General features: G+C 29.8%; 9 protein-coding genes, 1 pseudogene, 1 riboswitch and 1 other annotated feature. Of the genes and pseudogenes, 7 read left to right on the top strand and 3 right to left on the bottom strand.

Going from position 1 to position 12,369, the window contains the following annotated elements; genetic code table 11:
- The first annotated feature begins 4 nt into the window (after positions 1-4).
- Positions 5-1,414 (top strand): putrescine aminotransferase, encoded by a 1,410-nt coding sequence (locus tag ACJDT4_RS15540; protein ID WP_406788492.1) that lies wholly within the window; start codon positions 5-7, stop codon positions 1,412-1,414.
- 59 nt (positions 1,415-1,473) lie between these two features.
- On the opposite strand, the gene ACJDT4_RS15535 is transcribed toward ACJDT4_RS15540, so the two are convergent.
- Entirely contained in the window at positions 1,474-2,529 is a 1,056-nt protein-coding gene (locus ACJDT4_RS15535; RefSeq protein ID WP_406788491.1) for an HD-GYP domain-containing protein, read from the bottom strand.
- A 256-nt stretch (positions 2,530-2,785) separates the two neighbouring features.
- Positions 2,786-3,031 (top strand) — a binding site (T-box leader).
- A 123-nt stretch (positions 3,032-3,154) separates the two neighbouring features.
- On the opposite strand from ACJDT4_RS15535, the gene ACJDT4_RS15530 reads away from it, so the two are divergent.
- Positions 3,155-3,664, top strand: a complete 510-nt coding sequence (locus ACJDT4_RS15530; protein WP_406788490.1) for a tryptophan transporter — start codon at positions 3,155-3,157, stop codon at positions 3,662-3,664.
- A 500-nt stretch (positions 3,665-4,164) separates the two neighbouring features.
- Here the strand turns inward: ACJDT4_RS15530 and ACJDT4_RS15525 are convergent, their stop codons facing one another.
- Positions 4,165-4,308: a hypothetical protein gene (locus ACJDT4_RS15525; protein WP_406788489.1), complete on the bottom strand. Its 144-nt coding sequence runs from the start codon at positions 4,306-4,308 to the stop codon at positions 4,165-4,167.
- Between the two features lie 186 nt (positions 4,309-4,494).
- Here ACJDT4_RS15525 and ACJDT4_RS15520 point away from each other — a divergent pair, with 186 nt between their 5' ends.
- Together ACJDT4_RS15520 and ACJDT4_RS15515 are read left to right on the top strand one after the other, a co-directional pair.
- A complete protein-coding gene (locus tag ACJDT4_RS15520) occupies positions 4,495-5,127 on the top strand; it encodes an epoxyqueuosine reductase QueH (protein ID WP_406788488.1) in 633 nt (210 codons plus the stop codon).
- Positions 5,128-5,237: 110 nt separating this feature from the next.
- Positions 5,238-5,321, top strand: a riboswitch (cyclic di-GMP riboswitch).
- 554 nt (positions 5,322-5,875) lie between these two features.
- Positions 5,876-6,367, top strand: coding sequence for a hypothetical protein (locus tag ACJDT4_RS15515; RefSeq protein WP_406788487.1), 492 nt, complete (start codon positions 5,876-5,878; stop codon positions 6,365-6,367).
- A gap of 219 nt (positions 6,368-6,586) precedes the next feature.
- On the opposite strand, the gene ACJDT4_RS15510 is transcribed toward ACJDT4_RS15515, so the two are convergent.
- Positions 6,587-7,147 carry a P-loop nucleotide/nucleoside kinase family protein gene (locus ACJDT4_RS15510; protein WP_406788486.1) on the bottom strand — a complete coding sequence of 187 codons (561 nt, stop codon included), beginning with the start codon at positions 7,145-7,147 and terminating at the stop codon, positions 6,587-6,589.
- A 325-nt stretch (positions 7,148-7,472) separates the two neighbouring features.
- On the opposite strand from ACJDT4_RS15510, the pseudogene ACJDT4_RS15505 reads away from it, so the two are divergent.
- The 3 genes and pseudogenes from ACJDT4_RS15505 to ACJDT4_RS15495 form a co-directional block, all read left to right on the top strand.
- Positions 7,473-7,709: pseudogene (locus ACJDT4_RS15505) on the top strand (LytTR family transcriptional regulator DNA-binding domain-containing protein); the annotation flags it as partial.
- A gap of 646 nt (positions 7,710-8,355) precedes the next feature.
- A complete protein-coding gene (locus tag ACJDT4_RS15500; RefSeq protein WP_406788485.1) occupies positions 8,356-8,520 on the top strand; it encodes a hypothetical protein in 165 nt (54 codons plus the stop codon).
- A 214-nt stretch (positions 8,521-8,734) separates the two neighbouring features.
- Positions 8,735-12,166, top strand: a complete 3,432-nt coding sequence (locus ACJDT4_RS15495) for a pyruvate carboxylase (protein ID WP_406788622.1) — start codon at positions 8,735-8,737, stop codon at positions 12,164-12,166.
- Positions 12,167-12,369: the final 203 nt, after the last annotated feature.

The following is a 12,369-nucleotide window of genomic DNA, read 5'->3' as shown; positions in this document are numbered from 1 at the left end:
TTTTATGATAAGCAATAATGCTGAAATTATGGAAGAGGACTTGAAAGATAAGTATCAATTAGAAGAAGAGGACAAAGCTTCTTTAATTGAATATACCCATAAGGTATTGAATTTTATATCAAAAGATACACTAAATGAAGATGATAAAAAATTCATAACAAAAGAAACGGTTGATGATTTTAAAAATTTTGTTAATCCTGGTTTTCTTGAATATAGAAAATCTGTTACTAATGGTGGGCAATATGCGTCAGTAGAGTGGAAAGATGCAGGACTTAACAGCTTTATTGATGTAAGCGGCAAGGAGTATATTGATTGTCTTGGAGGTTTTGGGATTTATAATGTAGGGCATAGAAATCCAAGAGTTTTAAAAGCGGTAAATGCTCAACTAAAGCATCAGGCACTTCATAGTCAGGATTTGCTTGATCCTTTAAGAGGAATACTTGCAAAACTTCTTGCAGAAATAACTCCTGGAAAGCTTCAGTATTCTTTCTTTGGAAATAGCGGTACAGAGGCTGTAGAAGGAGCAATAAAGCTTGCTAAAATTCATCAAAAGAAAAAAGGAAAAAATTATTTTATATCTACGGTTGGAGCATTTCACGGAAAAAGTTTAGGTTCTCTATCAGCTACATCAAAAGGAATGTTTAGAAAACCTTTTATGCCTCTTGTTTCAGGATTTAAACGTGTGTTTTATGGTGATGTAGATATGATGTATAAAACAGTAAGGGCATCTAGTATGGTTGGTGAAGATATTGCCGCGATTATCTTAGAGCCAATTCAAGGTGAAGGGGGTGTTATAGTTCCTCCTCACGATTACTTTGCAAAGGTAAAACAAATATGCGAGGATTTTGATATTTTACTTATTGCCGATGAAGTGCAAACTGGAATGGGGCGTACAGGGAAAATGTTTTGTGTTGAACACTATGGAGTAGAGCCTGATATAATGTGTCTTGCAAAGGCATTAGGAGGAGGAATAATGCCAATTGGAGCTGTAATTGCAACAGAGGATGTATTTTCAGAGTTTTTTCCTAATCCATTTATTCATACTACTACCTTTGGAGGAAATCCACTATCTTGTGCAGCAGCAATTGCTACAATAAATGTATTACTTGAGGATAACATGCCAGAGAGAGCGGCAAAAATGGGAACGTATTTTATATCTGAACTTAGAAAAGTAACCAGAAAATATAAAAACATAGTTAAAGAAGTAAGAGGAATGGGACTTATGATAGGAATTGAATTTGAAAATGATAAAACTGGCTATAAAGTATCAAAAGGATTATTTGATAAAGGAATATTAGTTGCAGGTACTCTTATAAATGCAAAAACTATAAGAATAGAACCACCCTTGACAATAGAAAAAGCTCAGTGTGATTTTGTATGTAAAGCTCTCGATGAAGTATTAAGTAATATATAGGAACATGTGAAAATATTAAAGATGCACTACATTAAAGCAGTGCATCTTTAATATTTTAATTAAACAACTAATTTTGTTACATATAAATCTTTTTCTTTTCTAAGATCTAGAAAACCATTATCATCAAGTAAAAGAGGTTTTGTAATATCATTTATATCGACTTGAATTATCTTACAGGATCTCTTATCGTTAAGAATTACGTTTTCTCCCATATAGTAATTAACTATATGATTCAAAAACATAGTACAATATTTGTTATCAAGTTTTCCGAGGCTTTCCTCTTGAATTATCTTTAATCCATCGAAAGGACCTGCTATTTCTTTAGAATATCTGTTAGAACTTACATTATCAAATAAATCGGCTATTGCAATTATTTTAGCAAACTTATGAATCTTTTCCTCCTTTAAATGCATTGGATATCCAGATCCATCGGCTTTTTCATGATGCATTAATATTCCTAGGCCCACAGAAGGATCAATAAATGGAATCTTTTTAACAAAATGATATCCTATTACGGGATGTGTTTTTATAGTTTCTACATCTTCTTTTGTTAGAGTTCCTTTTTTATTTAATATGTTTGGATCTATTTGAGTTTTTCCAAAATCATGTAATATTGCAGAATAAGTTAATAAATTTATTTCTTTTTCGCTAAAGCCAAGCCATTTTGCAAGTATAAAGCTAATGGCTGATACATTTACACTATGTCTATATATGTTTTCGCTGCTTCCATGCGATACAATATCTCTAATTACCAAACCAGTGGATTTAAATTCTTCTTGAATCTTTTTCGAGAAAACTCTTATTTCATCAATTCCGTTAACCTGCAAAGAATATATATTATTAAAAATATCTTCTAGGTTTGCAGATAATTCATTAAAGGTTTTTTCTAGTTCTTCTACTGTTTTGGCTTTTATTTCTAATTTTTGTTTATAGTCATCATCTTCATAAACTTCTACTTTATCAACAATGTAGTTTTCACTTAATATATTTATGGCTGTTTCTGATATAGGGTTCCCTTTTGCCAAGAGCAGGTTGTTTTCAAATTTTATATCGCTTGCAGATATCATTCCTGCCTTTAGTTCATTAATTGGTAATGATTTACTTTTAGATAACATATAGCTCACCTCATAAATAATATTTAACTATCTAATAATTTATTGAATTAGTACAATTTATATAACTGAATTGTTATATATTTACTCAATATATAATATCTATGTATGTATTATCGGAGTAATAATTTAGTTCTAAATAGTTTTTTGGATTAATTTCGATTTTTTTGAAAAAATTTTTTATTTAAATTTAAGTTTGTATTTAATATATTTTTTATTGACAAATCTTATAAAAATGTTATTATATAATAAAGTAATAATAAATCTGGTGATAGGGAAGAGTAAGCATTTCGTTTAGCTAAAGAGAGCTGGGGGTGGTGGAATCTCAGTGCGATAACTAGTGGTGAATGGACCCTTGAAGAGTAAACCGAAATTCTTTTAATTAAAGAAGAGTAGTAGTTAACGTTTGCCGTACGTTATAACGGATAGAATATGTTAGTATTCGAAAAAGAGGTGTTTTTTAACACAAATTAGGTGGTACCGCGGAAGTATCTCCGTCCTAATGCATAGTTTATAATATGTATTTGGACGGAGTTTTTTATTTTTAAATATTATTTAATGAGAGGCCGGCTTAGTTAAATAATAAAAATGCTTGTTACAAACTAAAAAATATAAGGGGAGAAGTATTATGAATATAAAAAAGATAGTTATTAATTCCTTACTTTTAGCTATAGGTGCCATATTGCATCAAATTACGCCGCCTCTAGTTTTAGGTATGAAGCCTGATTTTTATTTAGCGTTATTATTTATAATAATAGTTCTTAATGATGATTACAAAACTTGTCTTTGTTGTGGAATTGTTGCAGGAATATTAAGTGCTGTCAGTACAACATTTCCAGGGGGACAGCTTCCTAATATAATAGATAAATTTGTTACTACTAATATAATATTTTTAATTTTAATACCTTTTAGAAAAATATTGAATAATCAAATAAAGGTAATAGCTATAACTGCTATAGGAACGTTAATAAGTGGGTTTGTATTTTTATCTTCTGCAGCTATTATGGTAGGTCTTCCAGGAAGTTTTAAAGTTTTATTTTTATCAATTGTAATACCAGCATGTGCTATTAACACAGCTGCTTCAGTTGTACTATTCAATGCAATAAAAATAGCAATAAGGGGAAGAAATTTAGCGTAGAATTTTTAAATAATACGAAGTAACAATGCTTCGTCGCATTAAAAAAATTCTATAAAGCTAAGTGGTGATTCTAAGCGAGTGTTTGCTTGAGGTATAGAAGGATAACGATCATATACGGGGTTTGGGATGTAATCCCATTATCCTTCTTTAACTTGTATTAGTCATCTATATATTAGCCCAAGCCCCGTGTATGTTTACTCGCGTTGCTCAACAGATTGAAATATCTAAGTATTTTAGGATTTTTTTAAACTGCTCCTTCAGCATTGTTACTTCGCTCCAACGGTAGTGCAAGGAAAATTTTCCTTAAACACTGTGTAATGAGAGGTAAGTGTATTGCAGGATGATTTAAATAAAATTTTATAAATCTTAGGTAAAAAACTTTAAAAGCCATAGATGTTTCAATTGTCTGAGCATTTTTTCAGCGAGTTATTGAAACTTCTTAGACTTTTAGAGTTTTTTGTCTTAGATTTACTAATTTTATTTAATATCCTGTGATGCACTTACTTCACATTATTTTTTAAAGTTGATGTCCATTGATTATCAGTAGCAGTTTTCTCTTTCTTATCATTACAAGTATTTTTAGCCTCTTCTTCAGGTAGTGAAGTCCATTGATTATTTGTACTTGATTTCTTTTGTTTTTCCATTTAAAAATCTTCCTTTCTGTATTTTATATAAGTAGTATATACATTTTAAAATAAAATTAAACATGATATAATAGGCTGAAATACATAGAATATTTTGGATTGGGTTTTGAAGAGTTTAAGTAAAAGCTTAAGTAAAGAAAAAGTTTAAGTGAATTTAATAAAGTTATTTAAATTAGAGGTGAAAAAATGAAAATAAATTATCAAAATAAACTTGATGAGATTATTGAGGAAATTCTAAAGCAAGATAAGGTGCCTTCACTTTTACTTCATAGCTGTTGTGCGCCGTGCAGCAGTTATGTAATAGAATATTTATCAAATTATTTTAATATAACAGTTTTTTATTATAATCCCAATATATATCCTAAAGAGGAGTATTTAAAAAGGGTTAAGGAAGAAAAGGATTTTATATCAAAATTTAAAACTAAGTATAAAGTGGATTTTATAGAAGGAGATTATGACACTAATAAATTTTATTCTGTTGCTAAAGGCTTTGAAGGTGAAAAAGAGGGAGGAGAAAGATGCTTTAGGTGCTACGAATTAAGACTTAAGGAAACTGCTTCTGTTGCTAAAAATAAAGGGTATGATTATTTTACAACAACCTTGTCAATAAGTCCGTATAAAAATGCCCAAAAGTTGAATGAAATAGGAGAAAAGGTCGGTAGTGAACATGACATGCAATATTTGTATTCTGATTTTAAAAAGAAAAATGGTTATAAGAGGTCTATAGAGCTTTCAAGAGAATATAACTTATACAGGCAGGATTATTGTGGGTGCATATTTTCGCAGCTTGAAAGAAAACAAAAACAAGATAACATTTAATTTAAAAACCATAATTTACATTAATGGCTAAAGTTTTATAATTATCAAGTTAAATATTGACTTTTTATCCTCGTGTGGTATTATTATATTATTATTAATAGTTTTTTTTTAGAAAAGTTGGAAACTATGATAGATCTCTTTTATGTGGGCACTTTAGAGATTTGGAGTTACTTGTGCAACCGGCCAACAATTAATTAGCATGTTAATTAATTGTTGGCTTTATTTTTTAAAACTTTCCAAAACATAACTATTAATTTTATAAATTTACTTGAAAATTAAAAGGGGTTTGATGAATTAAGTTATGGAGAGGAGGATATTAAACTTTTTTATAATATAAAATTTAAGATCTTTTAATTATGGTCAAAAGGGTATAATAGTTTTAATTTCGAAATAAAGAATGGTCAATAGTATAATGATTCGGAATTATCAATTAAAAAGTAATATAAATATATAAGTACTCTCAAAGGATAATAGTACCGCAAAATTATTAAAAATTGGTTTTGCGGTACTACTTTATATTGCTCTTGAATTTTGTTATTTTAAAATGATATCTTAGTATAATTTGTTGCTTAACAGAATTTGTGATATACTATTAATAAAGAACAAATATTATGATTAAAAATTTTATTTTATAAAAAGTTAATTATATTTGTCAACAGTTATATGCCACCTAATATAGGTGGTTTTTTATAGCGTATGTGCTTTAAATTTAATTTTTTAAAAATTCAGTAAAAGGAGTGCGTTTATATTGAGAATTAATAATAGAAGAAAAAAGAGGATATCTGTAAAGATGTTTATAGAAGAATTTGGAGAGAAATTTTCTGAGCATATAAAAACAAGGCTTATGGAGCTTGATGTAAGAACTCTGTTAACCAGAAGCGATAAATATAATGTGCTTGACATAAAGCATGTTGAACACATAAAGCATAAGATTGTTGATAGCTTAAAAGAATGTGAAAAAGAGTATGTATACGGTCAGCTTGTAGTAGTAGAAGGTGATTTATATTTTTCTAAGGATTGCGTTGAAAATGATGAAATTATTAAATCTTATGTAGTAGATGAGATATATAATACTTTGTCAGACAAAGACATGATTTGTGAGGAAGGTAAGAATTTAAAAGTTATAAATGATACCAATATAGACTATGTCGTAGATAATATGCTAAAAGCATGTCCTCAAGTTTCTAAAGAGTACATAAGTATTATCAAAGGCATGATATCAAGGGCAGAAAATAAATAATTTTAATAGAGCTTATTATTTTCGAGATTTAACTTGAAAATAAATTTATAAATTATTTAAATAAAACTTCCGTAAAATTTAAGCTTATAGGTACTTAAATTTATGGAAGTTTTTGCATGAAAATTTTAAAAGTTTATGTTGAAGACAGCAACTCAGATGATGAGTTGTTATATAGAAAACCTTTTTTATAAATCAAAAGGCTTTAAAGGATAAGGTGTATTATAAAACCTTTAATAGTCCTTCTAAATCCTTTTTGAAGCTTTCTGCTGATGAGTTGTTTATAACATAAACTCCATCAAGATCTGGCACCGAATAATCTCTGCCTTTTATGTATTCATCCCAATGCTCAAGTTTCCATGTATCTCTTTCAGAATTTCTTTTTATCATTCTTTCATGACAAACTTCAACATCGCAGCTTACCCAAACTGGTACAAGGTCTGCCTCATAATCCTTGAGTTTTTCTCTTAAATTTTGTATATATTCTTTATTTCTATATTCTTTTGAAAATGGTGCATTTACTACTACATGATCATTAAATTTAAGACTTTCAAATGCCACTTCCATAATTGCAACATATTCAGCATCTCTTACATACTTTTCAAAAAAAGCTGAACTTCTATTTACTGGTTCATTAGCTGCTTCGAATACCTTTTTAGATAATGGAATTATTGAATCCTTGTCCAAATAAACAGGATTGTTTAAACTTTTACATAGTTCCATAGAAACGTAACTTTTGCCGCAAGCTGGTGGTGAGCCAACAAGTATTAATTTTTTTTCCATAAAATTGATCGCCTTCCTTTAATATTATGAATTGTTATTATGATTAATTTAAGGATATACTGTTTTAAACATCTAACTTTTGTTCAGTATTCCTTTAGCAAAACCCATACTTGGTTATTATAACATAAAATAAAGTTTGTAGTTAATAAATTAACATATTTTTTAAAAAATAAATTGAAATAAATATATTTAATTTATAGTAAATTAGGCTATGTTTTAAAAAAGCTTTATGGCGCTAATAGAAGTTAAAAAAGTTTAAAAATAAACGGTCTTGTGTTTATAAAAATTAAGATAGTAGCAGCAATATATTAATGGAATATAAAATATCCATACTGAGTATAGCATTATAGAATATTATAAAAAAATATAAGAAATAGAAAAGGAACTTGAAAATAGCAGCTTTTTTAGATGTCACAAGAGTTTTATTGTAAATTTAGACTATGTACAAGCCTATGATAATTCTTCTATAATGCTAAAAAATTTAGAAAAGATATATATGTCTAAGTATAGGTATAGTGATTTTTCTAAAGCATTTATGTACTATTTGAAAGGTGAAATATAATTTCTATGAATACGTATTTAAATATTAATTTAGTGTCTCAATTTTTTAATAATTTAAACTTGCCATTTTTATACTATGTGAATTATTATTTTTATAATAAATTTCTAGGCTTTAAAAATAGAAAGTACATATTTTTTATAGTTCAATTTATAATAACTTTTGTTGATGCCTCTACGTCGAATTTGCTGGGAAATTTAAGTGGTATACTAGTCTTTTTGTAGTAGAGTTTGGGGCAGTATGCTTATTATGTAATGGTAAAGTTTTGGTTAAGCTTTATGCTGTAATTGTTAGCAACATAACTGAATTATTGGTTAGTCTCATGTTTTTAGTGATTGATATTAAATTTACACCTGTATTAAATAAATTGCTGAATGTTAATTATAGCAATTATAAAATATTAAACTGTTTAATTATAAATTTGTGTGATATGAGAAACTTTTTTATAACCTTTTTATTTTTAAGATGTATCTGCCACGTTCTAAGTGCAAGAGATATATATAGATATAAGCGTATATAAGGCTTTATATTTGTTGATTCCGAATATATCTATTTATGGAATATCTCTTGTATTTTTGCTATTCAAAAGGTAAAAATAAATAATTCTAATTATTTTCTCTTTCATATATTTACATAGGTTTATTATAGTTTGCTTTTGATTTTCCTATATATGCCAATATCCGTATTTATAATGGCATATATGTTTTCTAAAATGCTGAATGATGAGGAAGAAAAAGAAAAGCTTATTTTGATGAATCAGCAGCTTATACATAATAAGAATATAGAAAGAGTTTATAATGATTTAAGGAAATGATTTTTAGGTTAAAATGATTTTGCAGGAGAAATGAAATTTCATATTGAAGCAAGGCTAGTACATAGAATAGGCACTCTATAAAAAAAAATTTAATTTAATGCAAGTCACAAAAAATGAAAAATTCAATTGAAAAAATTTTATACCTTATATATAATAATATTATTGTACAAAATAAATATACATAATTTTGATTTCTGGAGGGGGCTAAAAAGTGATAAAAAAGTTTAAAAGAGTTCTGGTAGCCAATAGAGGCGAAATTGCCATAAGAGTTTTTAGAGCTTGCCATGAACTTGGAATAAGAACGGTTGCAATATATTCTGAAGAGGACAAATTGGCTTTATTTAGAACAAAAGCAGATGAATCCTACTTAATAGGTAAAAATAAAGGACCAGTAGAAGCTTATTTAAATATTGATGAAATAATAAGTCTAGCTTTGAAAAAGGGTGTAGATGCAATACATCCAGGATATGGCTTCCTGTCTGAAAATGCAGATTTTGCTAGAAGATGTACTGAGGCTGGTATAGAGTTTATAGGGCCAACTGGTGATATGATGGATAAACTTGGAGACAAGATAAATTCCAAGATAACTGCTAAAGCAGCAGGAGTTGCAACTATACCAGGAGTTGAAAAACCCATAGAATCAGAGGAGCAGGCTTTAGAATTTGCAAGAAGCTGCGGATATCCAGTTATGGTTAAAGCAGCAGCAGGCGGCGGCGGAAGAGGCATGAGAATAGTTGCATCAGAAGAAGATCTTATAGCAGCCTGCAGAAGTGCTAAAAATGAGGCTAAGAAGGCTTTTGGAATAGATGATATTTTTATAGAAAAGTATCTTGAAAATCCAAAGCATATAGAAGTTCAAGTGCTTGGTGATAAATATGGAAATATAGTTCACTTGTATGAAAGAGATTGCTCCGTTCAAAGAAGGCATCAAAAGGTAATTGAAATTACTCCAGCAGTAGCCCTTTCAGAGGAAAAGAGGCTTGAAATATGCGAGGATGCACTTAAAATAGCTGGATCTATAGGATATAGAAGTGCTGGAACTTTAGAGTTTTTATTAGATAAGAATGGTAATCATTATTTTATTGAAATGAATCCAAGAATACAGGTAGAACATACAATAACAGAAATGGTTACAGGGATAGATATAGTTCAAAGCCAAATTTTAGTTGCAGAGGGATACAAACTTGCTTCCGACGAGGTTGGAATAGAGAGTCAAAAGGATATACATCTAAACGGATATGCCGTGCAATGTAGAATAACTACAGAGGATCCTTCTAACAGTTTTGCACCTGATACTGGAAGAATTGATGTATATAGAACTGGTTCTGGTTTTGGAATAAGACTTGATGGAGGAAATGGTTTTACAGGAGCAGTAATTAGTCCATATTATGATAGCTTACTTGTAAAATCAACATCTTGGTCAAGAACATTTGAGGATGCAATAAGAAAGGCAATTCGTGCTATAAAGGAAACTTATATATCTGGTGTAAAAACCAACATAGATTTTCTTATCAATGTGCTTAATCATGATACTTTTAGGAAAGGTTTATGCGATACTAATTTTATAGCTAATAATCCAGAACTTTTCGCCATAACTCCTAGGGTAGATGATGAACTTAGAATACTTAAATTTATAGGAGAAAAGGTAGTAAACGAAACTCACGGAAACAAAACTGAATTTGATGTGCCAGTAGTGCCTAAGTATGAAATAAAGGAGCCTTTGGTTGGAACAAAACAAATATTAGATGAAAAGGGACCAAAGGGACTTGTTGAATGGATTAAAAAGCAAGATAAATTATTGCTCACAGATACAACTATGAGGGATGCACATCAATCCTTAATGGCTACAAGACTTAGAACAGTGGATATGATTAAAATAGCAAGGGCAGAATCTGCACTAGCAAAGGATTTATTTTCTATGGAAATGTGGGGAGGAGCTACTTTTGATACAGCCTACAGATTTTTAAAGGAATCTCCATGGGAAAGGCTTGAAAGGCTTAGAAAAAGAGTCCCTAATATACTATTTCAAATGTTACTAAGAGGAGCAAATGCAGTAGGATATAAAAACTATCCTGATAATGTAGTAAGAGAATTTATAAAGCAATCTGCAAAATCTGGAATTGATGTATTTAGAATATTTGATTCTTTAAATTGGCTAAAAGGCATGGAAGTTGCTATTGATGAAGTTTTAAATCAGGGAAAAGTAGCAGAAGCATGCATGTGCTATACAGGAGATATATTAGATACTAATAGGGATAAATATACTTTAGACTATTATGTGAAATTTGCAAAGGAAATAGAGAAATCTGGTGCACATATACTTGGAATAAAGGATATGTCAGCATTATTAAAACCATATGCAGCATTAAAGCTCATAAGAGCTCTTAAAAATGAAATATCCATACCTATCCATCTTCATACTCATGATACAACAGGAAATGGAGTGGCTACAGTGCTTATGGCAGCTCATGCAGGAGTAGACATAGCTGATACTGCCTTTAACAGTATGTCAGGACTTACAAGTCAGCCAGCTTTAAACTCAGTAGTTGCAGCACTTAAAAATACTGATAGAGATACAGGAATGGATATAGGAGATTTACAGCAGATATCGGATTACTGGAGCACGGTAAGACCTGTATATGGAAAATTTGAATCTGGACTTAAAGCTGTTTCGGCAGAAATATATAAATACGAAATACCTGGTGGTCAATATTCTAATTTAAAACCTCAAGTTGAAAGCTTTGGCTTAGGCCATAGATTTGAGCAGGTAAAAGAAATGTATAGAAAAGTAAACTTGATGGTTGGAGATATAGTTAAGGTTACTCCATCTTCAAAAATGGTAGGGGACTTAGCTATATTCATGGTTAAAAATAATCTTACCCCTGAAAACATAATTGAAAAGGCTAAGGATATGCCTTTCCCTGATTCAGTTGTTTCTTTCTTTAAAGGTATGATGGGGCAGCCTATGGGAGGATTTCCAAAAGAGCTTCAGGAAATTGTTCTAAAGGGAGAAGAGCCAATTACATGTAGACCAGGAGAACTTTTACCTCCAGAGGATTTTCACGCTATAAGAACTCATCTTAAGGAAGAGTCTAAAATTGAACCTACAGATAAAGATGTAATAAGCTATGCATTGTATCCTGAAGTCTTTGAAAGTTATCTGAAATATAAAGATGAATATGGTGATTTAAGTAGAATAGGAAGCGATGTATTCTTCCATGGACTTTCTGAAGGTGAAATTTGTGAACTTGAAATAGCTGAAGGAAAGACAATGGTTGTTCAACTTTTAGCTATAGGCAAACTAGATAAGCAAGGCAATAGAACCCTTGTGTTTGAAGTTAATGGAAATAGAAGAGAAATTAAAATCAAAGATAAAATAAGTTCTGTTAAACAAGAGGCCTTTGAAGAAACTATTATGGCAAACCCTGAAAATAAAAAGGAAATAGGAGCAAGTATTCCCGGGAATGTGGTTAAGGTACTTGTAAGTGAAGGCGATGAAGTAAAAAAAGGTCAGAGCTTAATGATAATAGAGGCTATGAAAATGGAAACAAATGTAGTAGCGAGTGTTGATGGTACTGTTGAATCAATACTTGTTAAAGAAGGAAAGCAAGTTCAAGCAAGAGAGTTATTAATTAAATTAAAATAGGTTTTAAATAAAAAAAGTGCGGGTTATTCGCACTTTTTTTATGCAGTAAAATTCAATTTATTAGTATAAGTTTTACCCCCACATCTATAGTATACAGTTCATGAATCACATGGGCTACCGCCCAAGCAATGTCATCAACTTAAGAAACCTTACAATAAATTGAAGTGATATAAAATTTGATTTAAAAATTACTTTGCTAAAAA

The sequence above is a fragment of the Clostridium neuense genome, assembly GCF_045310695.1.
Lineage (GTDB): Bacteria > Bacillota > Clostridia > Clostridiales > Clostridiaceae > Clostridium_S > Clostridium_S neuense.
Note: the sequence above shows the minus strand (reverse complement) of the source record. Positions and strands in the feature narration are given on the sequence as shown.

Excerpts from the sequence above, each read along its gene's own strand:
- ACJDT4_RS15525 (WP_406788489.1), bottom strand. The coding sequence starts at position 4,308 with ATGGAAAAACAAAAGAAATCAAGTACAAATAATCAATGGACTTCACTA.
- ACJDT4_RS15520 (WP_406788488.1), top strand. The coding sequence starts at position 4,495 with ATGAAAATAAATTATCAAAATAAACTTGATGAGATTATTGAGGAAATT.
- ACJDT4_RS15535 (WP_406788491.1), bottom strand. The coding sequence starts at position 2,529 with ATGTTATCTAAAAGTAAATCATTACCAATTAATGAACTAAAGGCAGGA.
- ACJDT4_RS15510 (WP_406788486.1), bottom strand. The coding sequence starts at position 7,147 with ATGGAAAAAAAATTAATACTTGTTGGCTCACCACCAGCTTGCGGCAAA.
- ACJDT4_RS15530 (WP_406788490.1), top strand. The coding sequence starts at position 3,155 with ATGAATATAAAAAAGATAGTTATTAATTCCTTACTTTTAGCTATAGGT.
- ACJDT4_RS15540 (WP_406788492.1), top strand. The coding sequence starts at position 5 with ATGATAAGCAATAATGCTGAAATTATGGAAGAGGACTTGAAAGATAAG.